This is a genomic window from Serratia inhibens, from assembly GCF_003591175.1.
GTDB lineage: Bacteria > Pseudomonadota > Gammaproteobacteria > Enterobacterales > Enterobacteriaceae > Serratia > Serratia inhibens.
The window spans coordinates 569,840-595,799 of record NZ_QYYG01000002.1 but is presented as its reverse complement, the minus strand read 5'-3'; the positions used below and the strand labels follow the sequence as shown (position 1 = coordinate 595,799).

The 25,960-nt window shown below is 58.8% G+C and carries 17 protein-coding genes; 15 read left to right on the top strand and 2 right to left on the bottom strand.

The annotated features are described in order from the left end of the window. The first annotated feature begins 132 nt into the window (after window positions 1–132). From D4100_RS11800 to D4100_RS11775, 6 genes are all read left to right on the top strand, one after another. Window positions 133–1,962 carry a thiamine pyrophosphate-binding protein gene (locus D4100_RS11800; protein WP_119804421.1) on the top strand — a complete coding sequence of 610 codons (1,830 nt, stop codon included), beginning with the start codon at window positions 133–135 and terminating at the stop codon, window positions 1,960–1,962. Window positions 1,963–2,049: 87 nt separating this feature from the next. After that, window positions 2,050–2,475 (top strand): cupin domain-containing protein, encoded by a 426-nt coding sequence (locus D4100_RS11795; RefSeq protein WP_006317977.1) that lies wholly within the window; start codon window positions 2,050–2,052, stop codon window positions 2,473–2,475. A gap of 190 nt (window positions 2,476–2,665) precedes the next feature. Beyond that, window positions 2,666–3,529, top strand: a complete 864-nt coding sequence (locus tag D4100_RS11790) for a DMT family transporter (RefSeq protein WP_119804420.1) — start codon at window positions 2,666–2,668, stop codon at window positions 3,527–3,529. Between the two features lie 18 nt (window positions 3,530–3,547). Next, entirely contained in the window at window positions 3,548–4,063 is a 516-nt protein-coding gene (locus D4100_RS11785) for a DUF6789 family protein (protein WP_006317975.1), read from the top strand. Between the two features lie 156 nt (window positions 4,064–4,219). Further along, a complete protein-coding gene (locus D4100_RS11780) occupies window positions 4,220–5,461 on the top strand; it encodes an MFS transporter (RefSeq protein ID WP_006317974.1) in 1,242 nt (413 codons plus the stop codon). A gap of 273 nt (window positions 5,462–5,734) precedes the next feature. Further along, window positions 5,735–6,238 carry a DUF1097 domain-containing protein gene (locus tag D4100_RS11775; RefSeq protein WP_006317966.1) on the top strand — a complete coding sequence of 168 codons (504 nt, stop codon included), beginning with the start codon at window positions 5,735–5,737 and terminating at the stop codon, window positions 6,236–6,238. Here the strand turns inward: D4100_RS11775 and D4100_RS11770 are convergent. Beyond that, on the bottom strand, window positions 6,218–7,201 hold the full coding sequence (locus D4100_RS11770; protein WP_006317965.1) for a LacI family DNA-binding transcriptional regulator: 984 nt from the start codon (window positions 7,199–7,201) through the stop codon (window positions 6,218–6,220). The genes D4100_RS11775 and D4100_RS11770 overlap by 21 nt on opposite strands. Before the next feature lie 269 nt (window positions 7,202–7,470). Here D4100_RS11770 and idnO point away from each other — a divergent pair, with 269 nt between their 5' ends. The 3 genes from idnO to elaB all read left to right on the top strand — a co-directional run bounded on the left by idnO (window position 7,471) and on the right by elaB (window position 9,689). Further along, a complete protein-coding gene (gene idnO, locus D4100_RS11765; RefSeq protein ID WP_006317964.1) occupies window positions 7,471–8,235 on the top strand; it encodes a gluconate 5-dehydrogenase in 765 nt (254 codons plus the stop codon). 24 nt (window positions 8,236–8,259) lie between these two features. Next, complete coding sequence (gene idnD, locus D4100_RS11760; protein WP_006317963.1) at window positions 8,260–9,291, top strand: L-idonate 5-dehydrogenase; 1,032 nt, start codon at window positions 8,260–8,262, stop codon at window positions 9,289–9,291. Window positions 9,292–9,377: 86 nt separating this feature from the next. Further along, window positions 9,378–9,689, top strand: coding sequence for a stress response protein ElaB (elaB, locus tag D4100_RS11755; protein ID WP_004947209.1), 312 nt, complete (start codon window positions 9,378–9,380; stop codon window positions 9,687–9,689). A gap of 43 nt (window positions 9,690–9,732) precedes the next feature. On the opposite strand, the gene D4100_RS11750 is transcribed toward elaB, so the two are convergent. Then, the gene (locus D4100_RS11750) at window positions 9,733–18,375 is read right to left on the bottom strand and encodes a glycoside hydrolase family 94 protein (RefSeq protein ID WP_119804419.1); all 8,643 of its coding nucleotides are present in this window, start codon (window positions 18,373–18,375) and stop codon (window positions 9,733–9,735) included. 288 nt (window positions 18,376–18,663) lie between these two features. On the opposite strand from D4100_RS11750, the gene menF reads away from it, so the two are divergent. From menF to menE, 6 genes are all read left to right on the top strand, one after another. Further along, a complete protein-coding gene (gene menF, locus D4100_RS11745) occupies window positions 18,664–19,956 on the top strand; it encodes an isochorismate synthase MenF (protein WP_119804508.1) in 1,293 nt (430 codons plus the stop codon). Window positions 19,957–20,210: 254 nt separating this feature from the next. Further along, a complete protein-coding gene (menD, locus tag D4100_RS11740) occupies window positions 20,211–21,884 on the top strand; it encodes a 2-succinyl-5-enolpyruvyl-6-hydroxy-3-cyclohexene-1-carboxylic-acid synthase (RefSeq protein ID WP_119804418.1) in 1,674 nt (557 codons plus the stop codon). Further along, entirely contained in the window at window positions 21,881–22,651 is a 771-nt protein-coding gene (menH, locus tag D4100_RS11735; RefSeq protein WP_119804417.1) for a 2-succinyl-6-hydroxy-2,4-cyclohexadiene-1-carboxylate synthase, read from the top strand. The genes menD and menH overlap by 4 nt, the downstream gene beginning before the upstream one ends. Before the next feature lie 11 nt (window positions 22,652–22,662). Beyond that, complete coding sequence (gene menB, locus D4100_RS11730; RefSeq protein ID WP_006317955.1) at window positions 22,663–23,520, top strand: 1,4-dihydroxy-2-naphthoyl-CoA synthase; 858 nt, start codon at window positions 22,663–22,665, stop codon at window positions 23,518–23,520. After that, window positions 23,520–24,503, top strand: a complete 984-nt coding sequence (gene menC / locus D4100_RS11725; RefSeq protein WP_006317954.1) for an o-succinylbenzoate synthase — start codon at window positions 23,520–23,522, stop codon at window positions 24,501–24,503. The genes menB and menC overlap by 1 nt, the downstream gene beginning before the upstream one ends. Further along, window positions 24,491–25,876 (top strand): o-succinylbenzoate--CoA ligase, encoded by a 1,386-nt coding sequence (gene menE, locus D4100_RS11720; protein WP_119804416.1) that lies wholly within the window; start codon window positions 24,491–24,493, stop codon window positions 25,874–25,876. The genes menC and menE overlap by 13 nt, the downstream gene beginning before the upstream one ends. Window positions 25,877–25,960 lie beyond the last annotated feature (84 nt).

Genomic DNA, 25,960 nt, shown 5'->3' with positions numbered 1-25,960 from the left:
TCTGGCGCACATTTTTGTATCGATGTTACCCGAACGCGTAAGCAGATGCGCATGAGAGCCTGTCTCTGTGGGCTAACCGCCTGGTGGGATTGACTCTGAATCAGGTTGGCCCACCACGACTGGACATGAAAAATGGAGTCTCACGCAGAGAAGTTATACACCCCCGTAGCGCTGGCAACGGCGGACGGTATCAGGGTTATTGCAACGCCTGGCGCGAAAGCGGCAGATAAAAGTAACGCTGATGTGATTATTCAGGGTCTTGAAGCACGCGGCATTCAATACATATTCCTGGTACCCGGCAAGCTCGTGTATCCGCTGATTAAATCCATTGAACATTCCGGCATTACCGGCATCGTTGGCGCTCATGAGACCGCCTGCGGTTTTATGGCCGATGGCTACGCCCGTGCCAGCCGCAAGTTCGGCGTTTGCCTCGGTATCTCCGGCCCGGGCACCATGAATTTCCTGCCGGCGATGGCTGCGGCGCAGGCCGATAAAATCCCGGTGCTGTATCTGGCCGGTGGCATCGCCACCTATCATGAAGCGCAGGGTGCTTTTCAGGACGGCAGCAACAGCGGCATCGATGAGCTGACCATCGTCAAACCTCTACTTTCCGCCGCCATCGAAGTGAAAAATAATCTGACGTTGCAGCATGAGTTGCGGCGCAGTTTGTCTTGCCTGAACACTCAGCGCAAAGGCCGTGCGTATTTGAGCGTGCCGGTCGACATGCAAAAGAAAGCAGTGGCCGGCAATCATGCTGCAGATCCGCAGCGCACGCCGCAGTGCCGCGAGGCGGCGATCGATCAGCAGGGGCTGGAGCAGGTACTGAACGATTACCTGCTGCGCGGTTTGAACGTGGCCTGTCTGGTGGGCAACCGCATGAATAACCCGCAGGACGCCGAACTGTTGTTGCGCCTGGCGGAGAAATACCGTCTGCCGGTCGCCACCACGCTGTCCGGTAAGGGGGCGTTCCCCGAAGGGCACGAGTTGGCGCTTGGCCTGTATGGGTTCGCCGGCCATACCCGCGCGGTAGAAACCATCAACGGTGATGAAGTGGACGTGCTGCTGGTACTGGGATGTGACCTTAGCCAGCGCGACAGCCTGAACTGGAACCCGCGGTTGCATGGCGCCAAAACGCTGGTGGTGATTGACGAAGATTTTGACAAGGTCAGCTCGCACTATCAACCGGACATGCAGATTTTCTCCAGCCTGACCGGCGGGTTGCAGTACCTGCTGGACGCGGTCGGCGACGGCGACATCCACCTGGCCGGTGTCAAGACGCTGCGGGATGGCTGGCTTGCGCAGGTGCGTCAACTGCCGCTTGAACAACAACAGCCCGATCTGCAGGCGCGGCAGGCGGCGGGCGAAGCCAACATGTACCCCGGCGATGTCATCAAACGCATCCGCAGCCGCATGGACGAGGACACCAACGTGGTGGTCGACTCCGGCGCGCACCGTATCTTTATGGCCCACCACTGGCTGGCCAGCGGGCGGGGTGACTATCACACCTCAAGCTCCCTGGCACCGATGGGGTGGGCGATATGCGCCGGTATCGGCATCAAGCTGGCGGCGCCGCACCGTGACTGCGTAGTGGTCACCGGCGACGGCTGCATGCTGATGCACGGCATCGAGATCCAGACCGCCGCTCGCTACCAGGTGAAAATGACCTTTGTCGTGATGAACAACAGCGCCCATGGCGCCATGCATATCGACACGCTTCAGAACCGCGGCGTATCGGCCGATTACACAGCCCTGCCGAATCACGACTGGAAGGCTTTCGCCAACAGCCTGGGCGTCGCCTCTGCGAAGGTGGCGACGCTGGAGGAACTGGATGAAGCGCTGGCCGCCGCGGCCGAGTACGATGGCCCGTTCCTGATAGAAGTGATAGTAGGAAATCATGTGGCGCCTAATCGATACTATGCCGAGAGCATCGTAGAATACGAACAGCGTATCAAAGGGTTGTAAGGGGGCCTGTCTCTGGAGGGCGTCGTTAATTATCCTTTGTATCACGCCATTTTCTGTTCTTATTCACAGGGTCATGGAGCGATAACAATGTATAAATTGATACTTCTGGCATTAACGATGGCATTTCAGGGGAACGCGCAGGCTGCTGAAGACCACGGCGAAGGGATCAGCAAAGAAACCTTGCTGAAAACCGAAACCTCGTGGGAGGGCACGCCGTACGGACAGTATCCGGCCGGCGCCCCTCAGATCACCATGTTGAAAGTGACGGTGGAGCCGAATAAGGTGCTGGCCTGGCATATTCATCCGTGTATCAGTGCGGTGCATATGACCGGCGGCAGCGTTTCTCTCACGGTAAAAAAAACCGGCTTGAAGCACACCTTTAAGCAAGGGGATTCCTTTACCGACACGGTAGATATCGTTCATCAGGGCGTTTCTGGCGATAAAGGGGCGGAGATGCTGGTGTTCTTCGCTTGTGCCGACAACAAACCGCTGACGGTGAAAACCGCCGAATAAAGAATAGTGTCTTTCAAGCTGCGGCGTTGTTGACTGCACTGTCCGTAGGGGGCGAAGATGTTCGCCCCGTTTGATACGGGTGCAGCCTACGAGGCACTGGCCTAATCCTGGGCCAGCCTGGCTGCAACTTGGCCCCATAGGGTATAGATTATTTTTTACAGCCCGTTTTGGGGTGTATTCCGAGGAAATCATGGTTGCTTTGTGGATGGTCGTCGCCAGCGGGTTCTTTGCGCTGATGGGGGCAAGTGTCAAACTGGCTTCGGCGAAAGTGGGCTTTTTCGATATCATTTTTTATCGCTCTTTTATTAACGTATTGATCGTCGCCGCGCTGATTAAGGTTAAAAATCTCGGTTTCCGCACCCAGCACCTCGGTTTGCATATGAAGCGCGCCGCCATCGGCAATGCGGCGATGTACTGCGGCTTTTATTCTCTGATCCATCTGCCGATCGCCACCGCCACCACGCTGGGTTACACCAACCCGATCTTTCAGTCGGCGATCGCCTTCGTAACCTCCAAGGGCCAGTTGACCGGCAAATTGCTGTTTTCCGTGCTGTTGGGGTTTATCGGCATTCTGGTGTTGCTGCGCCCGGATACGCCGAATGGCGAGTATGTCGCCACCCTGATTGGTCTGTTATCCGGGCTGTTGACCGCGCTGGCTTATTTCAATGTCGGTAAGCTGGTGCGCAGCGGCGAGCCGGAGTTGCGGGTGGTGTTTTATTTCTCGCTGGTGGGCACAGTGATTGGCTTTGTGATGACGGCGGCGATGGGCTTTACGGCCCTGGACAGCGCCATGATGCTGTGCGTAGGCGCCATCGGCGTATTCGGCAGCCTGGGGCAAATCACCATGACCCGCGCTTATGGCAGCGGCAATGCGGTGATTGTCAGCATCCTGTCCTACAGCACCATCATTTTTTCCACGCTGCTCGGTTATCTGCTGTTTGGCGAAAAACTGTCTTATATTGCTGCGGCCGGCATGGCGTTGATTATTCTTTCCGGCGCATTGGCCATTTTGAAACGCAATCCGGTGAAGGCCTCGAAGGCCGCAGCGGTATAACAACAAGGGAGAGGGCTAATGGACTTGTGCCCAGCCAGGGAACTGGCGCGTTATGGACTGTTTGGCATTGTGGCGACCCTCGGCATGGACCTGGTAAATTTTGTTGCCTCGTCCGCCGGGGTTATCGGTAAGTTGAATCTGGTTTTTATCGGCAATTTGGTTAATCAGTGGGGGCAGGGGCAATTTCTGTTCTTGCGGCCCGGCGATATTCCTCAGGTGCCGCACGCATTATTATTGGGCTACGGTGCGCATTATTTTGCAGGCATCGTCCTGGCGCTTCTTTTTTATTATTTTATCTTTTCCGTTTATCACCCGCGCCGCGGTGCCTTGTGCCGGGCCGTTATTTATGGCCTGGTTTGTTCGCTTATATCGTTATGTTTAATTTATCCTTCGGTTGGATTAGGCTTTTTCGGCAGCGCCGCTAGCGGCCCCGGTTTGCTGGTGGCCAGCCTGGTCAACCATGCCGTATATGGTTTGGTATTAGGCATTTGCGGTATTTGGCCACGCAGGCGGGCGGTTTGCGTGCTGCATTAAAACGGTCATATTTGCTTCGCTCATGCATTAATGAATCACTGTGATGCATTCTTGGCTATTTTTGCTGTTATACCCAAACGGTATGATGAACGCGTTTCCTGATTGAGTTTGGTTTTCAGGACAGAATGTTTATCCAGCTTGTTTCGGGAGAGAAAAATGTCTGAAAGTGTCGCTGTTGATGAAGCAGCTAAAGCGAATTCGGGCACGTCGCATTTTGCCATTCTGCTGTTTTTAGCGCTGGCATTAATGTCTGCATTGCTCAATAGCAGTGCGCCGACGCCACTTTATCCGCTTTATCAACATGAATTGGGTTTAAGCTCGGTCAGCCTGACCATTATTTATGGCGCTTATGCTGCAGGCGTGCTGATTTCACTGTTTGGCGTCGGCAACATGGCCGGCAAGGTGAAAGACCTGCGCAGCATGATTGTGCCGGCGTTGCTGGTGGTTTTGGCCGGCGCGCTGTTGTTTTCGATGGCCGATTCGTTTTTGATGATGTTTATGGCACGGCTGTTGGCCGGGGTTGGGACCGGTGCGCTGACCGGTGCGGCCAACATTGCGCTGGTGCGTTTTGGGCCGAAAGATGGCGGCAAGAATGCGGCGCTGATCGCTACGCTGTCATTTACCCTTGGCCTGGCGTTGGGGCCGATTTTCAGCGGTGTGGCGCTGCAAACCGGATTCCATACCACTTCATTGCCCTTCATTATCATTATGGCGGTGGCGGCGGTAGCGGCACTGGGCGTGATGCTGAAATGGCCGAGTGAAGTGGTGGCGGTACCGGTAAGCGGAGCGCCGGTGGCTGCCGCAGCGGAAAAGAGTTCGTTGGGCGACGGCCTGCGTGCCACGGGCGGCAAGTTCTTCCTGTGTGCCGGTGCGCTGTTCATCTGCTGGGCAGTCGCTGCCAGTATTCTGGCGATTGGCCCGAGCGTATCGGAAAAGCTGCTGGGCATGCACAGCCGTGGCGTTTACGGTTATGTGATTGCCGTTTACCTGGTGATTGCCGGCATCAGCCAGATCCTCAGTCGTCGCATTAATGCGCGGCACTCGCTGATGTTTGGTTGCCTGGCGCAGGCGCTGTCGGTGGTGGTGTTCGCCGAGGCGATTCAGATCCACTCGTTGGGTCTGGCAGCCGCCGGGATGGTGATTGCCGGTTATGCCTACGGTGCGATTTTTGTCGGCAGCGCCACGCTGGTGAACCTGATTTCACCGAAGGCCAGCCATGCAAGACTGATTTCGCTGTTTTACGTTATTGCTTATATCGCCAACTGGGTGCCCATCCTGTTGGGAGTAGTGATCGACCATGCCAGCCTGCATCTGGCGGTCAACCTGTTATTTGCGGTCAGTACCCTGGTGTGCTTGATTTTGAGCTTCATGGTGACCCGCGCGGGGTTCCCGCGCTGATACCCGTCGTTTATCAAGCCGTAGCCTGGTTGGCTGCAACTTGATATTCATAGGGTATAAGAAAGAATACTTTAGCCACGCAATGTGGCGAACGATTTCCCTGGTGTTGTTGTGTGTCATTTCCAGCGTGCTTGCCACGCTGGTTTTTTTTGTGACAAATTCAGCAAATCTGTAATTTCCACTTCTCTTATTACATAATTTTTGTGACGAGATTCACATAAATTTGTCAGTTTTCGAGTACACTGCGCGCTTTCTTTTCTGCCGGGTCGATTTATGAACGTTATTTTCGCCATTGCCGTCACTACCGGAATTCTGTCCGGCGTCTGGGGATGGGTTGCCGTCAGCCTGGGGTTGATCGGCTGGGCCGGCTTTCTCGGTTGCACCGCTTATTTCGCCTGTCCGCAGGGCGGTCTGAAAGGGTTGTTGATCAGTACTCTGACCAGCTGTAGCGGGGTGTTTTGGGCGATGGCGATCATTCATGGCAGCGAGTTGGCGCCGGGCTGGAGCATGCTTGGCTACCTGCTGACCGGCATAGTGGCCTTCCTGATGTGTATTCAGGCAAAACAGCAGTGGCTGGGATTTGTGCCCGGCACCTTTATCGGTGCTTGCGCTACCTTTGCCGGCGGGGGCGACTGGCCGCTGGTGACGGCGTCTTTATTGGTGGGGCTGGTGTTTGGTTACGCGATGAAAAACAGCGGGTTGTGGCTGGCGGCGCGCAGCGAGAAGGCGAAAATGCCGGATGCGGCTACCGGGCATTCAAATAGTGCCACCGAGTGAGATACGGTAGTGCAGGTCAACGCGCTCGATGCACGGCACCCCTTTGATACGCTTCAGCAGGATCTCGGTGGCGACTTTGCCGATATCAAATCGTGGGGTAATCACGCTGGCGATGCCCGGCGTGGTAGCTTTACCGATATCCAGACCGTGAAAACCTGACAGAGCGATGTCTTGCGGGATATTCAACCCGAGCTGCAGGCACTCCTGCAACACGCCCACCGCCAGATCGTCGTTAGTGCACAGTATGCCGTCCAGATCAGGATAAAGCCGGCGCGCCATCGCCAGCATATCGGAGCCGACCGAGACCGATGAAACCTTATGCGGTGTGATCTGGCGCGGAGTCAGCCGCTGATTTTCCATTGCCCGGCAATAACCCTGAAAACGTTTCAAGTCGCGCGCATCGGACATGGCGCCGAAATAGACCACCTGGCGTTTGCCGCTGGCAAGCAGCGCTTCGGTCATGTCATAACCCGCCTGATAGTTATCGAACCCCACGGCAATTCGCCCTGCCGGCCCTTCCAGATCCATCACCTGCGCCACCGGGATTTTAGCCGCCGTCAGATACTTTTCCGCCCGCAGAGTGTGCTGCGAATCGGTAAGGATCAGCCCGGCGATCGGGTAGGCCAGCAACTGGACGATGTGCTCTTCCTCCCGCTCGCGGCTGTAGTCATAGTTCACCACCAGCGTTTGATAACCCTGCTCCAGAGTGACGGATTCTATGCCGGCCAGCAGATCGGCAAAGATCTGGTTGTTGAAGGAGGGGACTAACACGCCGATGCGCGGTTTTTGGTTCGCACGCGCTTCATCCGTATCGGTGAAGTTAACCTCTTTCATCACTTCGGCAATGCGCGCTGCGGTATCGGCCGCCACCTTTTCCGGCGTACGCAGATAGCGGCTGACGGTCATCTTGGTCACGCCGGCGAGCAGCGCGATATCTTGTAGCGTAACGCGTTGGTTCTTCATTCTGGGGCCTTGACAGGGTGGGGCGGAGAATCGCGGATAAGCCCATGTTAGCAAATCGATTTGGCGATAACAATCGACGTAAAAAGTATAAAAATCCTATTTTTCAATGAAATGTATTAATCGTTTGGTCTGTTGGGATGCGCGGCTTCACGTTAAAGGTAACAGCTTTTAGTAACATGATTTTAAGTGATGCAGCTCACGTTTTTGCCGGTGGCAATCCGGTGAGATAGACGCCTGTTCCAACTGAATGACAGGGGTCGGGGAACCTTATGAACAACTTGTTTTCGCTGGATAATAAAAAAATACTGATTACCGGCGCTTCACGGGGCATTGGTTTTCTGCTGGCGCGTGGGCTGGCGCAGTACGGTGCCCATATTCTGGTCAATGCCACCAGCCGGGAAAATGCGCAACGCGCGGTGGATATCCTGCGGCGTGAAGGCTTCAGTGCCGATGCTGCCCCTTTTGACGTGACCGACTCGCAGGCCATTCACGCTGCCATTGAGCAGATTGAGGCGGAAATGGGCGGGATTGATGTGCTGATTAACAACGCCGGTATCCAGCGGCGCCATCCCTTTACCGAATTCCCGGAAAAAGACTGGGACGACATTATCGCCGTCAATCAGAAAGCGGTGTTTATGGTGTCGCAAACCGTGGCGCGCCATATGGTGCAACGCCAAAGCGGCAAAATCATCAACATCGGTTCGATGCAGAGCGAACTGGGGCGCGACACCATTACGCCGTATGCCGCCTCCAAGGGAGCGGTAAAAATGCTGACGCGCGGCATGTGCGTGGAGCTGGCGCGTTACAACATTCAGGTCAACGGCATCGCGCCGGGCTATTTCAAAACCGAAATGACCCAGGCGCTGGCGGACAATCCGGAGTTTACCGCCTGGCTGACCAAGCGCACCCCGGCCGCCCGTTGGGGCGATCCGCAGGAGCTGATTGGCGCCGCGGTGTTTCTGTCGTCCAAGGCTTCGGACTTTGTTAATGGCCATTTGCTGTTTGTCGATGGCGGCATGTCCGCTGCGGTATAACGATCTGTTCAACGGAAAATCATGATGAAAATTCAAACCCGGTCCTGTGTGGTCAACGGCAAATATGACGTGGCGGTGGTGGAGCAGGAGGTGGAATATCAGGGAAACGGCACGCTGGTGAAAATCACCCGTGGCGGGATCTGCGGTTCAGATCTGCATTATTACCAGGAAGGTAAGGTCGGCAGCTTTCAGGTGCGTCAGCCGATGGTGCTTGGCCATGAGGTGATCGGCGAAGTGGTGGCCAGCGATTCGGCGCTGCTGGCGCCGGGCCAGAAGGTGGCGTTAAACCCCAGCAAGCCATGTGGGCAGTGCAAGTATTGTCTGGCGAATCAGCAAAACCAATGTACTCAAATGCGTTTTTTCGGCAGCGCGATGTATTTCCCGCATGTTGACGGCGCTTTCACCCAATACAAGGTGGTCGATAGCGCGCAGTGCATTGCGTTCGACGCCGATCGCGATGAAAAGGTGATGGTGTTTGCCGAACCCTTGGCGGTGGCGATCCACGCCGCGAAGCAGCCCGGTGAGGTCAAAGGGAAAAAGGTGTTCGTGTCCGGTGTCGGCCCGATAGGCTGCTTACTGGTCGCGGCGCTGAAGGCACTGGGGGCTGGTGAAATTGTCTGCGCCGATCTCAGCCCGCGCTGCCTGGATATTGCCGGGGAAATGGGGGCCGACGTCCGTTTGCACGCCGTCGACGATGATTTCAGCGCTTATCTGCAGGACAAAGGTTATTTTGATATAGCCTTTGAGGTTTCCGGCCACCCGTCGTCTTTACAGCGTTGTCTGGAAATCACCCGTGCCAAAGGGACGGTGGTGCAGGTGGGCATGGGCGGCAGTTTCCCGGATTTCCCGCTGATGCTGCTGATTGCCAAAGAGCTGAACCTGCTGGGATCGTTTCGTTTTGTTGAGGAGTTCGCGTTGGCGGTGGCCTGGCTGGCCGAAGGGACAGTCGATCCGCTGCCGCTGCTTTCTGCCGAGTTCGATAACCGGCAACTGGCGCAGGCGCTGGAGTTTGCCGGTGACAAGAGCCTGGCTGCCAAGGTGCAGTTAGTGTTCTGATTTTAGCCAATAGTCTGATGGCGTGGACTGGCGATCCTTGTCTATAGTTAAGAACCGTTTAATTTTTTAACCACGGAGAATTTAACATGGCGAGAAATACGGATGCGGATCAAACCACGCTGGATGACGATCTGAGAATGCTGAGTGACACGCTGGAAGAAGTGTTGAAATACTCCGGCGATCGCGCCGATCAGGCCTATATCGATATCAAGGCCCATGCGGAACAGGCGCTGAGTGAGGTAAAGTCGCGGCTGACTGACACCACCGAGTCCTACTATGCTCGGGCCAAGGATGCCGTTTGCCGCACCGACGGCTACGTGCGTGAAAAACCCTGGCACAGCGTAGGCATTGGCGCCACGGTCGGTTTGGTGCTGGGCTTGTTGCTGGCGCGCAAATAACGGCCTGTCGAGATTGGGCGCGGCAACCGCCGCGCCCCGATGTTTACTGCCCCAGCATGACCTCCACCTGATGGATCTTCCCATCGTCAACCAGCGTTATCGCCGCCTCAGGCTGTTGTTCACCGTCCACGGTGACCCGCGCCTCGCCCTGACCCTGACGGATCGTCAACCGATACTCGCTGCCGCCTTCGCGGTAGTTAAGCGTCACCTGCGGCCAGTCTGCGGGCAGCCGGGTGTTGATGCTCAGCCGATCGCCGTGGCGTTTCACCCCCAGCAGGGATTCGATGATTAACCGGTACATCCAGCCGGCGGAGCCGGTATACCAACTCCAGCCGCCACGGCCGACATGCGGCGCCACCGCGTAGATATCGGCGGTGACGACGTAAGGCTCGACCTTGTAACGTTCGGTGGCGGTGCTGTCCAGGCTGTGGTTGATCGGGTTAATCAGCGCCATCAGTTCCCAGGCACGTTCGATATTGCCCATTTCGGCGAAGGCCATCACCGCCCAGACCGCTCCGTGGGTATATTGGCCCCCGTTCTCGCGTACGCCGGGCAGATAGCCGCGAATATAGCCCGGGTTAGGGCCGTTGCCGTCGAACGGCGGCGTCAGCAGTTTGATCAAACCGGCCTGATTGTCGACCAGGTGTTTATCCAGCGACTGCATCGCCTGCAGGCTGCGCGGTTTATCCCCGGCACCGGACAGCACCGACCAGCTTTGGGCGATGGCATCGATGCGACACTCCGCCGACTGATGGGAGCCCAGCGGCTCCCCGCTGTCAAAGTAACCCCGGCGATACCATTCGCCGTCCCAGGCGTGGTCACGCAGATTGTCGCGCAGGGTGGCGGCCTGTTGGCGGCATAGCGTCGCCAGTTCCCTGTCGCTGCGGGCGGTCGCCAGATCGCCATAACGCTGCAGAATGTGGAACAGGAAGAAACCCAGCCACACGCTTTCGCCGCGCCCCTCCAGGCCTACCATATTCATGCCGTCGTTCCAATCGCCGGCGCCCATCAGCGGCAAGCCATGCTCGCCGAAGTTCAGCCCGTGTTTCAATGCGCGCGCGCCGTGCTGATACAGGGTTTCCTGCGTCGCGCTCAGCGCCGGCTGTTCGTAGGACGATTCCTCGCCCGGTGCCAGCTTGCGCGCCTCCAGATAGCCTACCTGTTCTTCCAGAATGGTTTTATCGTCGGTGGCGTCCAGGTAGTGGCAAATCGCCAGCGGTAACCACAGATAATCATCCGAACAGAGCGTGCGAACGCCATTGCCCTGCGGCGGATGCCACCAGTGCTGCACATCGCCTTCGACAAACTGGCGCGATGCGCACAGCAGGATCTGTTCGCGCAGCCGCTCTGGGGCGGCGTGGGTCAGCGCCAGCGTATCCTGCAACTGATCGCGGAAGCCAAAGGCACCGCCGGATTGGTAGTAGCCGCTGCGCGCCTGAATGCGGCAGGAGAGGGTTTGGTACAGCAGCCAGCCGTTGGCCAGCAGATCGACCGCCGGCTGCGGCGTGCCGATTTGCACTTTGTTGAGAATGTCGTCCCAATGCGCCGTCACCTGTAGCAACTCATTTTGCAGTGGCTCTTCTTGCAGGTATTTTTGCAGCAGCGCTTCGGCCTCATCGGCATTTTCCCCCAGGCCGAGGGCGAACACGAAGCTGCGCTGATCGCCATCGATCAGGCTGATCGCCGACTGTACCGCACCGCAGGGATCCATGCCGGCGCCCACTTTGTCGGACAACCTGCGCAGCTTCAGCACCGCCGGGCTGGCCAGCGAGCCGTTGCGGCCAATGAATTCGCGCCGATCGCCGCTGACTGAACAATGCGCGCCGGAGACGCCGAAGAAGGCGGTGCGTTCCGAGCCGCTGCCACCGTAGTGGTTGGTGGCCAGGACGCCGCACCCGCTTTCGGGCGTTGCCGCCTGCGTGACGATGTGCATGGCCGTTTTTTGCCGCAGATCGCCGAGAATAAACTCCACATAACCGGTAGCCGACAGCTTACGCGTGCGTCCGGAAGTATTGGTCAGCGTCAGCAGGAACAGTTTCACCGGTGCCTCTTTGGCGACCAATACGGTGAACTGGCTGTCGATGCCGCTTTCGCGATGATCGAACACGCTGTAACCGAAGCCGTGGCGTGTCAGATAGTGGCCGCGTCCCCGCGCGGGCAGCGGTGTCGGCGACCAGAAGTGGCCGCTTTCTTCGTCACGCAAATAGAAGGCTTCGCCGCTGCGGTCGCAGATGGGGTCGTTTTCCCAAGGCGTAAGGCGGTATTCGTGGGCGTTTTCGTACCAGGTGTACGCCTGGCCGCTTTCCGAGACCACCGAGCCGAACATCGGGTTGGCCATGACGTTTGACCAGGGCGCAGGGGTGATTTTGCTCTCGTTCATGGCGATCACATATTCACGGCCATCCTCCGAGAAGCCGCCCAGGCCGTTATAGAACTGCAATGCGTCGATGTCGGGTAGCTGCGGCGAATGCAGGTTGCGCGGCAGATTGTCCACCGTCGCCAGTTTCGACGAGGCGGTGACCGGCGACAGCGGCTGCTGCAGGATCTGCGGCAGTTGCAGGCGTTGGTTCAGTTGTTCATTCAACCCGCCACGTCGGTCGTCGAGGTAAATACGCGCCACGCTGAGCAGCAGGCGGTGATCTTCCTGCGACATATGCTCGCTGGTGCGCACGAAAATGCCGCCCGGCTTATCGGTTTGGGTTGATTCCATACCGGCGGCGATCAGGCCCATTATCTGGTTTTGCAACTCCTGGCGGTAACCTCCGGCATCCTCGTTAAGGATCACCAGATCCACCTGCAGCCCTTTCAGTCGCCAGTAGTTGTGTGCCTGGATCAGCTGTTGCACCAGACCGATGTTCTCGCCATCGGTCACCGTCAACAGAACGATCGGCAGATCGCCGGAGATTGAATGCCCCCATAGCCCCGACTGGCCGCGGCGATTTTGGATGATTTCGCTGCTGGCGGCGCGCATCTCCTGTGCAGGGAACACGACGGCACTCGCCAGGCGGTTGAACAGATTGGCATCTTCCTCATTGGCGTTTAGCTGGCGCAATACCACCTGGCTGTGCGACCAGGCCAGTTCGAACACGCGGTCCGCCAGATGGCGATCGCGGTATTTTTCCAGCATGGCCAGGCTGTTGACGCGGTCTTCGCAAACACCGTAGAAAATATCCAGCGTCAGCGGCACGTTGGGCTCCAGCACCACGCGCTGGCGGATGGCGATAATCGGATCGATGACCGGCCCGGCGCTGTTGGTCAACGGCGTATTTTGATACAGCGCCTGCGGGTTGGCCGGGGTGCGGCCACGGCCGATAAATTTGGCGCGATCGGTTTCGAACGAGGTCTGGCTGGAGCGGCCCTGTACCGTCATCATATGCAGCAGCCACGGGCATTTCTCTTTGGGTTCGCGCGGACGGCGATGACACAAAATGGCGTCCTGATCCGGCAGCAGTTCGGTCTGAACGAACAAATTGCTGAACGCCGGGTGAGCCAGATCGTTGCCGGCCGGCGCCAGCACCACTTCCGCATAGCTGGTGATTTCGATGGTGCGCGGTTGTTTACTGCGGTTTACCAGAGTGATGCGCCGTAGTTCGATATCGTCCTCCGGCGACACCACAACCTGCGTTTTGATCGACAGCAAGCCCTGGTTGCGCTGATATTCGGCGCCGGCATCGTTGAACACCGCGCTGTATCCCTTGGCTGTACCGCCGATCGGTTGCCAGGTATTGCTCCATACCTCACCGGTTTGCGGATCGCGCAGGTAACAGAAAGCGCCCCAATTGTCGCAAGTGGCGTCTTCGCGCCAGCGGGTCAGGGCCAGGTTTTGCCAGCGGCTGTAGCTGCCGCCGGCCTGGGTTAGCATCAGGTGGTAGTTGGCGTTCGACAGCAACTGCACTTCCGGGATTGGTGAGTCTACCCGGTTGAATTCGCGTGCGACGAAGCTGGCCGGAGTAATGGTGCCTTCATGGGTTTCGAAGTGACGACGGGTGCTGTACAGCTCAACCGCATCCGGTACCCGTTCTTGCAGCAGCAAGCGCGTCGACTGGAATGCGGGATAATCGGCGAAGCGTGCCACCATAGGGGCATCCAGCAGCAGATGGGACAGGGCAAGGAAGCTCATACCCTGATGGTGCGCCATATAGGAGCGGATAATTACATACAGCTGACCACGACTGAGACGTGCGGTGGTGTAATCCAGCGCCTCGTAAAAACCGTAGCGCCCTTTGGCGCCATTTTTTTCCAACGCGACAAGGTTGCTGCAGGCGGCATCCGGATCGACAATCAACGCCATCAACGTAGCGTAAGGCGCGACCACCATATCGTCGCCCAGCCCGCGACGCAGGCCCAGCCCCGGTACGCCAAAGGCGTGATACTGGTAGTTTTGATCGGCATCGAAGCCGAAATAGCCGGATTCGGAGATGCCCCAGGGCACACCGCGCTCCTTACCCCAGGCGATTTGTCGTTCCACCGCTGCGCGGCACATTTGCACCAGCAGGGAGTCGGGGTAGGCCGGCATCACCAACTGCGGCATCAGGTATTCGAACATCGAGCCGCTCCACGACATCAGCGCCGGCTCATTTTCGATCACGGTAAACAGTCTGCCGAGCGCAAACCAACTGCGCTGAGGCACCTGGTTAGTGGCGATGGCGACGTAGTTGGTCAGGCGGATTTCCGATGCCAGCAGATCGTACTTACTGCTGTCCATCCGGTTTTGATCGCAGTTAAAGCCGACGGCCAGGAAATGGGTCGACTCGTCATACAGGAAGTTGAAGTCCATCTGCGCCATTTTTTCCAGCCGCTGTTGCAGGCTGTGCAACTGCGTCAGCCGTTCTTGCGCCAGCGCGCCGGCGGCGTCAAGCAGGTTTTGCTGCTCTGCGGACAGCGTCAACCGGGCCGGCGGATTGGCCAGCCAGTGCAGGCTTGGCACCTGTGTCAACTCGGGCACGTTGTCGCCCAGCCAGCCGAACCACAGCGCCCATTCCGCGCAAAGCTCGTTCAGTTGCTGATGCAGCGCACCCGCCCAGCGTCTGGTTTCTTCGCCGTGATTCAACGCCGGTTCCTGCAGCCCGTTGCTGTAGTTGCGCATGGCGTTCAGCTCGGCCTGCAGCGCGGCGGGGTGGCTGTTTAACGCCTGTTCAAAATGATTACGCAGTTTCGGCAGGTTCTTGTGGGCGGCATCTCCCCAGTATTGTTCCAGCAGTTGCAGGCTGTCCCCAAGCCCGGCCAGCACTAATTGCGGGCTGATGACCGGCTGACGAGCCAGCGCGGGCAGACCGGCGCTGAGCGTCAGCAGGTGGCCGGCCAGGTTGCCGCTGTCCACGCTGGAGATATAGCGCGGGTTCAGCGGCTCCAATGTGCGGGTGTCGTACCAGTTGTACAGGTGACCGCGATAGTGTTCCATGCGGTCCAGCGTATTAAGCGTCAGTTCAATGCGCCGCAGCGCCTCGCTGAGCGTCAGGTAGCCGAAATCATAGGCGGTGAGGTTAGCCAGCAACGACAGCCCGATATTGGTCGGTGAAGTGCGGTGTGCCACCACCGGTTCCGGTATCTCCTGATAGTTATCCGGCGGCAGCCAGTTTTCCTGCTGATTAACGAAGGTATTGAAGAAGTCCCAGGTTTGGCGGCTGGTGTGGCGCAGGAAGCGGCGCTGTTCATCGTCGAGCGCGGTTTTACTGCGCTGCGGTTGATGGCTGAGATAACACAGCAGGAACGGGGCCAGGCACCACAGGGTGGCGAGGGGCAGCGTGATAAACAACGCCATCGGGTTATGCAGGAAGCTAAACAGCAACAACGCCACGCCGGCTAACGGGTTGATCCACATCGCCCGATAAAAGTTTTTCGGAGTAACTTGCTGGCGAGCGGCGGATTGAGCGTAGCTGGTCCACTCTTGCAGGTTGCGTTTGCTGATCAGCAGCCGCCAAAGGGTAATGGCGATGGCTTTTAGGCTATACAGCGCTTCATGCGGCAGCGTCGCCAGCCGCAGACCGACCTGAGCCAGCCGATGCAGCGAGCCGTTCATCGCCAGTCGCAGATGCTGCAGAAAAGGCCTGCGCGGCGGTTTGCGCACAACATCCTGCACCAGCGCCAGCAGGGTAGGCAACAGCAGAAAGATGGTGAAGACCGCCAGCCAGTAACGGGTGTTCGGCAGCCAGACAAAACCGCAAAACAGCAGCAACAGCAGGCTGGGCGACGTCAGACTGCGGCGCAGGTTATCGAACAGCTTCCAGCGCGACAGGGTGCTCAATGGGTTGGCGGTGCGGGTACCGTCTTCGGTTTTTACTCGTGGCAGCAACCAGTTGAGCAGTTGCCAGTCGCCGCGGATCCAGCGCGTGCGGCGCGCTACGTCCACCAGATAATTGCTGGGATACTGTTCGTACAACAACACGTCGCTCAGCAGGCCGGAGCGGGCGTAGCAGCCTTCCAGCAGATCGTGGCTCAGCACCAGATTCGGTGGGCAGGTGCCCTTGAGGCTGTGCGAGAACACGTCGACATCGTAGATGCCCTTGCCGATAAAGGATCCTTCGCCAAACAGATCCTGGTAAATGTCCGAGGCCATCAACGTATAGGGATCGTTACCCGGTGTGCTGCTGCACAGCGCAGCGTAGCGGCCCTGACCGTAAGTCGGTATTTCCTCCGCCATGCGCGGTTGCAGGATGGCGTAACCTTCCACCACCCGCTGTTGACGCGCGTCGTACTGCGGATGATTAAGCGGGTGCGCCATGGCGGCGATCAACTGGTGGGCGCTTTCGCGCGGCAATACGGTATCGCTGTCGAGGGTGATGACGTATTTCACGTTTTTCAGCACTTCCAGGCCGGCGCCAACCTGGGTGCAGAAGGTGTTGCCACGGTTACGCAGCCAGTCGTTCAGCGCATTCAGCTTGCCGCGTTTGCGCTCCAGCCCCATCCATACGCCCTGTTTTTCATTCCACTCGCGATCGCGGTGAAACAGGAAAAAGTGGCTGGGGCCTTCACAGGGATAGCGGCCGTTAAGCGCTTCCATTTGCTGGCAGGCATAGGCCAGCAGAGAGGCATCGTCCGCGTGCTGTTTTTGCGGCGCATCGTTGAAATCGGTGAGCAGGGCAAAGTGCAGATGCTTCATCGCGTTGCCCAGATAACAGACCTCAAGCGCGTTGATCAGCTTATCGACGCCGCTTTTGCTGCCGATCAGCGTCGGTATCACCACCAGGGTACGGAACTCGGCGGGAATGCCGCAGGAGAAATCGAGCCTTGGCAACGGCTGCGGTGTGCGGCTGCGGGTAGTGACCTCGCTAAGCAGGTTGAGCACGAACTGGCTGACCACTGCCGCCATCGGGAAGAACAGCAGCGCCAACCCCCAACTGATGCCGGTACTGTAGGCATGGCGCAGTAACTCCGCACAGATGGCGGTGGTAATCAGGCTCAGGCTGCCTAACCAGGAAAGCAGCGGTGCCTGATTTAGCGCATGGCGCAAGCGGGTGATGCGGCCGAGTTGAACCTCCAGCTGCTGTTCCAGCTCCGGCCGGCCATCGTCAATCAGATAGTAGCCAACGTGGTTGCGGCGCGGATCGCTGGACGGATCTTCGGCTGCCACCTGCGCCATATTCAGCACGTGCTGTGCGACCTGCACCTCATTGCGCGAGCAGTGACGCGCCAGCATTTCGATCACATGACGGTAGTTATCGCGGGTGTCGAAGTGCATCAGCGGGTAAACCCCCGCCGGATCGTCACGCAGGGTCTGATCGACCTGGCTCATGGTTTCGACAAACTCGGCCCAGTCCATTTCACTGAGCTGGCGCAGGCCGGAAATACTGTTGCTGACCGACAGTTGGCTGACGGCCAACTGCTGGTTAAAGCGATGGATCAACTCATCCGACGTCAGGCTGACTTCCGTCAGCCGCTGCTCTACCCAGGTGAGCGGCAGCGCCAGCATGGTGCCGTGGCCCTGTAAACGGCGCACCAACTCGGCGACAAAAGCGCTGGTACGCGGGGGATTGGAGCGTGCCATGTCGGCAATGACCACGATCAGGTTGGCCGGATCGTTTTCGGCCGATTCCAGCATTTTGGTCACCCAGCTGTCGGCCAGATTGCGTTCGCTTTGCGCCTGTGCGACTTCGACGCTGACGCGCCGTAGATTCTCGATCAGCGCCAGGCGCAGCATGCCGGGCAGCGCCCAGAGTTCGCCCAGCGTCAGGTTGGCTTCTTTTTGATAGGCGGCGATATACCGCGTCAGGCTTTCCGAGCCCCAGTGACCGTCGCCGTGTGCAATGGCTTCGGCGGCCACGTCATAGATTCGCGGGCAATTATGCGGCGCAGCCAGCTGCGGCAGGCCGCGGCCGAAGGTTTTCGGCAGATGATGACGCACGACGCGGATTTGTTCTTCGATCAGATAGTAGTTATCGAGCAGCCATTCGCCGGCCGGGGTCATGCTGGATTTTTGGCCGTTGCTCAACTGATGGCAGCTTTCAGCCAGAATGCGCTCATTTTCGTCCAGCCGCTTCAGCAAAAAATAGGGGGTCTTGCGCGTCGCCAATTTGTGCGAGCGTGCCAGACGCTGGCCATAGCGTTCCATTTGGTCGACAGAAAACAGTTCTGCCTTGATGGCGTTACCGTTGGTCTCAGGGGCGTTTTTATTCCCCCGTAACGGCAACGTTCTTATTTTTGCAGTTTTACGTTGTTTTTTTAACCAATTGATTAGTATTTCTTTCACACAAAAGCTCCTTACATCTGACCCAAAGGACAGCCGGTGAAACCGCTGGGAGATCGTGAACATCCTGTTTTTAACGCCGGGCAGATCTGACGTGGGTTCGCAGCAGGCAGGAACATGCTTTCTCAGTATAGTCGTATAATGCCCGGTTGGCCGTTTTTTGAACTAATTGTTTAGATTTTATAAACAATTTTTTGAGCATGAACTTTGACTTAACGCCGGTATTTTTCCGCCGTGCAGCCTTGATTTCCCGTATAATCCCCTACATTGAGTTTGGTTATTGAGGTGGCCGTGGAACAACTTTCGGGGTTGCTGAGGCGATTGCGCCGGCAGCTTGAATCCCCTATTTCCGTTGGGGGCGGTTTCCGCCAGATTTCACTTCCCGTGCCTGCATCGCTGGCCGCCACCTTACTGGAGTGGCTGGCGGCGCAGCCGGCATTCCCGCAGTTTTACTGGCTCCATCGCGACGGTCATGAAGAAGCGGCGGCCTGTGGCGCGCTGCGTCTGTTTACGCAGCCGGAACAGGCTCAGGCGTTTATCAGGGCGCACCAGGGCGTGCGCATATGGGGGCTGAACGCCTTTGACGGCACCGCGCATTTATTTTTGCCGCGTCTGGAAATGCTGAGCCGCGAAGGTGAAGCCCAGCTAACGCTTAATCTGTTTTCCGAAAGTTCGCTGCGTGACGATGCGGACGCAGCCGACCGCTGGTTGGAAAAGGTGGTAGCCGCACGGCCAATCGCGCCATTAAAGGCTAAAGTGAACAAGGTGCAGCATCAACCGGCACGTGCCGGATGGGAAATCATGTTGCAAGAAGCGCTGAAAGCGATCGATCGGCAACAGATGGAAAAGGTGGTGTTGGCGCGCAGCACGTTGCTGACGCTGAATGGCCCGCTGTCCGCGCCGGCGATGATGGATGCCAGCCGTAGGGTGAATCACCGATGCTACCACTTTATGCTGAGATTTGATGCACATTCCGCATTTCTCGGTTCCAGCCCGGAAAGGCTGTACCGGCGAAATGGCCTGCAATTGCTGACCGAAGCGTTGGCGGGCACCGTAGCCAATCATCCCGATCAACAGCGCGCACAGGCGCTGGCGCAGTGGTTGCAGGGTGACGCCAAGAACCGGCATGAGAACCTGCTGGTGGTGGACGATATCTGCCAGCGTCTGCAAGGAGGGGCCGATTCTCTGGACGTGCTGCCGCCGGAAGTGGTGCGCTTGCGTAAGGTGCAGCATTTGCGGCGCCGTATCGAAGGGCAGCTCAATCACGCTGACGACGCCGATTGCCTGCAGCGGCTGCAACCGACGGCGGCGGTGGCCGGGTTGCCGCGTCAGGCTGCGCGCGAGTTTATCCTGCAACATGAACCTTTCTCCCGCGGTTGGTACGCCGGATCGGCCGGCTATCTTTCCTCTTCCCTCAGTGAGTTTTGCGTTGCACTACGCTGCGCACAGTTAGAGGAGGAAGGGCTAAGGCTCTACGCCGGTGCCGGTATTGTGGCCGGTTCCGATGCCGCCGAAGAGTGGCAGGAAGTCGAAAACAAGGCCGCCGGGCTGTTGACCTTGTTGCAACCCGGCTACTCGGAGTGAATAGCCCTATTTATTGCACGGGATTGTTGGGCGACAAGCGTGGGGGGATGTAAATAACTTGTGGTATATTTGTTTGTTTTTTGTTTTAAATCAAGGAATTGTCTGCCATAAAGTCACAAGGATATACGGCGTTTTTGCGCTGGCGCAAAAGTCGTAGAGATAACTACTCATATAATACAGAACATAATTTTTGGCATGCCGCTAAATAGCGGGTGCCGATGGCTGATGTCTGTTAACCGACTTGTGAGCGAATTATGTCGACAAGTGTTTTTAATCGCCGCTGGGCGGCGTTGTTGTTGGAAGCGCTGGCCCGGCATGGAGTGCGGCATGTTTGCATCGCTCCGGGTTCGCGCTCTACGCCATTGACACTGGCGGCGGCGGCTAACAGGTCTTTTGTCTGTCATACCCATTTTGATGAACGCGGGCTGGGCCATCTGGCGCTTGGCCTGGCGAAAGCGTCGCGGGAGCCGGTGGCGGTGATCGTCACTTCCGGCACCGCCGCCGCAAATCTCTATCCTGCGCTGATTGAAGCCGGGCTGACCGGTGAACGGCTGGTGTTTATCACCGCCGATCGGCCGCCAGAGCTGATCGACTGCGGCGCCAATCAGGCGATCCGCCAAACCGGCCTTTATGCCAGCCATCCGGCGCTGAGCATTGAACTGCCGCGCCCGACGCCGGATATCCCCGCCAGTTGGCTGGCATCCACCGTCGACAGCGCCATGGCGCGCTTGCAGCACGGCGCTTTGCATATCAACTGCCCGTTTGCCGAACCGTTGTACGGCGGCGATGAACAACATTACGCCGATTGGTCGGCGGCACTAGGCGACTGGTGGCAAGGCAACCAGCCCTGGCTGCGGGAAATGGATCCCCATGAGGTGCTGAAACAGCCGGATTGGTTCTCCTGGCGGCAAAAACGCGGCGTGGTGGTGGCGGGGCGCATGAGCGCGCAAGAGGGAGAACAGCTGGCTCACTGGGCAGCAACGTTGGGCTGGCCGTTGATTGGCGATGTGCTGTCCCAGACCGGCCAGCCGCTGCCCTGTGCCGATTTATGGCTGGCTCAGCCTCAGGCGCAGAGCATTTTGCAAGACGCGCAGTTGGTGGTGCAATTTGGCAGCAGCCTGACCGGCAAACGCCTGTTGCAATGGCAGGAGCAATGCCGGCCGCAGGAGTATTGGCTGATCGATGAGTTGCCGGGCCGGCTCGACCCGGCGCATCACCGTGGCCGCCGCATCCGCTCCTGCGTGGCGCAATGGCTCGAACTGCATCCGGCGCAGCCGCGCTCCCCCTGGGCCGAAGCGTTGGCGCCACTGGCGGATCGCGCTCTGGACGCCGTCTCCGGCTATCTGGTGAACCGTTTTGGCGAGGCGCAGTTGGCGCACCGTCTGCCGGAGCTGCTGACGGAAAACGGCCAACTGTTCCTCGGCAACAGCCTGATTGTACGTTTGATTGACGCCTTGACCCGATTGCCGGCCGGTTATCCCGTGTTCAGCAATCGCGGCGCCAGCGGTATCGACGGCCTTATCTCTACCGCCGCAGGCGTACAACGGGCAACGGCCAAACCGACGCTGGCGGTGGTGGGGGATCTCTCTGCGCTTTACGATCTGAATGCGTTGGCGCTGCTGCGGCAGTGTTCTGCACCCACGGTGCTGATTGTGGTGAATAACAACGGCGGCCAGATTTTTTCACTGTTGCCGACGCCGGAAGAAGATCGCCAGCGTTTCTACTGCATGCCGCAGGACGTGGATTTCAGCCATGCAGCGGCGATGTTCCAACTGAACTATGCGCGGCCGGAAAACTGGGGGCAACTGCGGCAGGCGGTTGAACAAGGTTGGCGCCACGGCGGCGCTACGTTGATTGAGCTGCAGGTGCCGCCGAGCGACGGCGCCGAGACATTGCGGCATCTGGTGCAACAAATGGCGGGGCAATGATGCTGGCGACACGTATTTTACAACGGGGCGAACCGGACCGCCCTTGGCTGATTTGGCTGCACGGTCTGCTGGGTAACAATAATGAGTGGCGGGTGATCGCCGCGCACTGCCCGGAGTGGCCGTCGCTGGCCATTGATCTGCCCGGTCACGGCGATTCGGTTGCCGTGGCGTGCCGCGGTTTTGACGATATCAGCGCGCAAATCAGCGCCACTCTGCAGATGCATGACATCGAACGCTATTGGCTGGTGGGCTATTCGCTGGGCGGGCGCATCGCCATGTATCACGCTTGCCATGGTCAAACTGACGGCCTGCTGGGGGTGATTGTCGAGGGCGGCAATCCGGGGCTGGACACCGAGGCGTTGCGCAGCCAACGCCGTATGCAGGACGCCGCCTGGGCAGAACGTTTCCGGCATCAGCCGATCGCCGAGGTGCTGGCGGACTGGTATCAACAGCCGGTATTTACCGAACTCAGCGGCGTACATCGCGATGCGCTGATCACCGCCCGATCCGACAACAACGGCCCGGCGGTGGCTGACATGCTGCAAGCCACTTCATTGGGGCAACAGCCTTATCTGGCGCCGCAGTTGCAGCAATTGACTGTACCGCTGATGGTGCTGTGCGGCGAAAATGACCCCAAATTTCAACGGCTGGCGCGCGACGCCGGGTTACCGTTACGCACCGTGCCGCAGGCCGGACACAATGCGCACCTGGCTAACCCGCAGGATTTCGTCGCCGAGCTGCAGTCCTTTCTCGTTAACCCTGGTTAAAGGAACCGATCATGCTTTATCCGAATGAAGAACAACTGTATGCCGCCATCGACTGGCAGGATTGCTCCGGTGATTTCGTGGATATCCTGTATCACAAATCCGCCGACGGCATCGCTAAAATCACCATCAACCGCCCGCAAGTGCGCAACGCGTTCCGTCCGCATACGGTGAAAGAGATGCTGGAAGCGCTGGCCAATGCCCGTTACGACGACGGTATCGGCACCATTATTCTCACCGGTGCCGGCGATAAAGCGTTCTGTTCCGGCGGCGATCAGAAAGTGCGCGGCGACTACGGCGGCTATCAGGACGACAGTGGCGTGCATCACCTGAACGTACTCGACTTCCAGCGCCAGATCCGCACCTGCCCGAAACCGGTGGTGGCAATGGTGGCCGGTTATTCGATCGGCGGTGGCCATGTGCTGCACATGATGTGCGATCTGACCATTGCGGCGGACAACGCCATCTTTGGCCAGACCGGCCCGAAAGTCGGTTCGTTCGACGGCGGCTGGGGGGCTTCTTACATGGCGCGCATCGTCGGCCAGAAGAAAGCGCGTGAGATTTGGTTCCTGTGCCGCCAGTATGACGCCGCCGCCGCGCTGGATATGGGCCTGGTCAACACCGTAGTGCCGCTGGCGGATCTGGAAAAAGAAACCGTGCGCTGGTGCCGCGAAATGCTGCAGAACAGCCCGATGGCGCTGCGCTGTCTGAAAGCGGCGCTGAATGCCGACTGTGACGGCCAGGCGGGCCTGCAAGAGTTGGCGGGCAACGCCACCATGCTGTTCTACATGACCGACGAAGGCCAGGAAGGGCGCAACGCGTTTAACGAAAAGCGCCGGCCGGACTTCAGCAAATTCAAGCGTAACCCGTAATGAACGCGCCGATCCGCAACGCCGCGGTTTACCGTTACCGCCTGCCGATGGAGGCGGGAGTGGTGCTGCGTAACCAGCGGCTGAAAACCCGCGATGGCCTGCTGATTCATCTGCGGCAGGGCGAGCAGGAAGGTTGGGGCGAGATTGCGCCGCTGCCGGAGTTCAGCCAGGAAACGCTGGCCGAAGCCGAACAGGCTACGCTGACCTGGCTGCAGGGCTGGCAGGCAGGGCCGTTGCCGGCAGACAGTCCGCTGCCTTCGGTGGCGTTCGGCACCAGTTGCGCTCTGGCGGAGTTGGCACAACGGCTCCCGTTGCAGGCCGACTACCGCAAAGCGCCGCTGTGCACCGGCGATCCCGATGAATTGTTCGACGTGTTGAGCGCGCTGCCGGGCGAGAAGGTCGCCAAGGTGAAGGTTGGGCTGTATGAGGCGGTGCGCGACGGCATGATCGTTAACGTGCTGCTGGAGGCGCTGCCGGATTTGCGCTTGCGGCTGGACGCCAACCGCAGTTGGACCCGTGCCAAAGCCGAGGGTTTCGCCAAATACGTCAATCCGGCGCTGCGCGATCGCATCGCCTTTCTCGAAGAACCCTGCCAAACCCGTGATGAATCGCGGGATTTCGCCCTGGCGACCGGTATTGCCATCGCCTGGGACGAGAGCGTGCGCGAGGCGGATTTTGTGGTGCAGGCCGAACCGGGCGTGGCGGCGATAGTGATCAAGCCCACGCTGGTCGGCAGCCTGAGCCGCTGTCAGGCTCTGGTGGAGCAGGCCCATGCGGCAGGGTTGACGGCGGTGATCAGTTCCAGCCTCGAATCCAGTCTGGGGCTGACCCAACTGGCACGCATCGCGCACTGGCTGACGCCGGCCACCGTTCCCGGGCTGGATACGCTCGATTTGATGCAGGCGCAGTTGCTGCGGCGTTGGCCGGGCAGCCGCCTGCCGTTGCAGGATCTGCAAGCGATGGAATGCCTATGGCGCAGTTGAACGATTGGCCGTGGCGACATTGGGCGCAGCGGCAACCGCAGGCGACGGCGGTGATTGTCGGCCGGCAGCCGGTCAACTGGTTGGAACTGCAACGCCAGGTGGATGAGCTGGCGGCCGATTTTCAGCATCAGGGTGTTGAACCCGGCAGTGGTGTTGCGCTGTGTGGCAAGAACAGCTATCCGTTGTTGCTGGCCTATCTGGCGCTGCTGCAGTGCGGTGCGCGGCTGTTGCCGTTGAACCCGGCCTTGCCCGTTTCTCTGCTGGACAGGCTGTTGCCCGACCTGGATATGGCTTTTGTCTTCAGCCCGGAGCCTTTGCCGGCGTTGTCGGCCGCTCTGATTCCGTTGACCCCGCCCTCTACCGAGCCGCGTTGGCTGGCTTTGCCCACCTGGGATCCGCAGCGGCTGGCGACGCTGACGCTGACCTCAGGCTCCAGCGGTATGCCAAAGGCCGCCGGGCATAACGGCGCCGGGCATTTAGCCAGCGCGGAAGGGGTGTTGCGGTTGATGGATTTTCAGTCGCAGGATCGTTGGTTGCTTTCCCTGCCGCTGTTTCACGTATCCGGCCAGGGCATTGTCTGGCGCTGGCTGGCTGCGGGTGCCACGCTGGTGGTGCGTGATATATCCCCCTTGGCCGACGCATTGGCGGGCTGCACTCATGCCTCGCTGGTGCCGACGCAGCTGTGGCGGCTGTTGGCGCAGCCGCTGGAAGATCTGAGGCTAAAAGAGGTACTGCTGGGCGGGGCGATGATCCCGGTTGCGCTGACCGAACAGGCGGAGGCAGCGGGTATTCGTTGTTGGTGCGGCTATGGTCTGACCGAACTGGCTTCTACGGTCTGCGCCAAGCGCGCCGATACGCGGCCGGGCGTTGGGTTACCCTTGGCCGGCCGTGAAATCCGACTGGTGGATGAGGAAGTGTGGATCCGCGCGCAGAGCCTGGCGTTGGGCTACTGGCATCGCGGTGCTTTGCAGCCGCTGGCCGACGAGCAAGGCTGGTTTCATACCCGCGATCGCGGCGTGATGGAACAGGGGGAGCTGCGAATTATCGGACGGATGGATAACCTGTTTTTCAGCGGGGGGGAAGGTGTGCAACCGGAGGATATTGAACGCGTGCTGATGGAGCATCCGCAGATTACGCAGGCGTTTGTGGTACCGGTGGAAGATGCGGAGTTTGGACAGCGGCCGGTGGCGGTGATCGACAGCGAATCGCCTCTGGCGTTGGACACGCTGCTGGCGTGGTCACAGGGCAAGCTGGCCAATTTCCAGCGCCCGACGGCGCTGTTCGCTTTACCCGACGAGCTGAAAAACGGCGGTATCAAGATTTCGCGCCGTTTGCTGCAGCAATGGGTAGCGGAGCAGGGTTCCACCGTATAGGAACCACGGATCGGAATGTGATTTTCAGGTCGTGGGATAAATGCAGAACAGCCGTATTGGGAATGACTGGCCCCGATTTTTTTA

Bases quoted from the DNA above. Each gene is read 5' to 3' on its own strand.
- D4100_RS11800 (WP_119804421.1), top strand. From the start codon at position 133: ATGGAGTCTCACGCAGAGAAGTTATACACCCCCGTAGCGCTGGCAACG.
- D4100_RS11795 (WP_006317977.1), top strand. From the start codon at position 2,050: ATGTATAAATTGATACTTCTGGCATTAACGATGGCATTTCAGGGGAAC.
- D4100_RS11790 (WP_119804420.1), top strand. From the start codon at position 2,666: ATGGTTGCTTTGTGGATGGTCGTCGCCAGCGGGTTCTTTGCGCTGATG.
- D4100_RS11785 (WP_006317975.1), top strand. From the start codon at position 3,548: ATGGACTTGTGCCCAGCCAGGGAACTGGCGCGTTATGGACTGTTTGGC.
- D4100_RS11780 (WP_006317974.1), top strand. From the start codon at position 4,220: ATGTCTGAAAGTGTCGCTGTTGATGAAGCAGCTAAAGCGAATTCGGGC.
- D4100_RS11775 (WP_006317966.1), top strand. From the start codon at position 5,735: ATGAACGTTATTTTCGCCATTGCCGTCACTACCGGAATTCTGTCCGGC.
- D4100_RS11770 (WP_006317965.1), bottom strand. From the start codon at position 7,201: ATGAAGAACCAACGCGTTACGCTACAAGATATCGCGCTGCTCGCCGGC.
- idnO (WP_006317964.1), top strand. From the start codon at position 7,471: ATGAACAACTTGTTTTCGCTGGATAATAAAAAAATACTGATTACCGGC.
- idnD (WP_006317963.1), top strand. From the start codon at position 8,260: ATGAAAATTCAAACCCGGTCCTGTGTGGTCAACGGCAAATATGACGTG.
- elaB (WP_004947209.1), top strand. From the start codon at position 9,378: ATGGCGAGAAATACGGATGCGGATCAAACCACGCTGGATGACGATCTG.
- menD (WP_119804418.1), top strand. From the start codon at position 20,211: ATGTCGACAAGTGTTTTTAATCGCCGCTGGGCGGCGTTGTTGTTGGAA.
- menH (WP_119804417.1), top strand. From the start codon at position 21,881: ATGATGCTGGCGACACGTATTTTACAACGGGGCGAACCGGACCGCCCT.
- menB (WP_006317955.1), top strand. From the start codon at position 22,663: ATGCTTTATCCGAATGAAGAACAACTGTATGCCGCCATCGACTGGCAG.
- menC (WP_006317954.1), top strand. From the start codon at position 23,520: ATGAACGCGCCGATCCGCAACGCCGCGGTTTACCGTTACCGCCTGCCG.
- menE (WP_119804416.1), top strand. From the start codon at position 24,491: ATGGCGCAGTTGAACGATTGGCCGTGGCGACATTGGGCGCAGCGGCAA.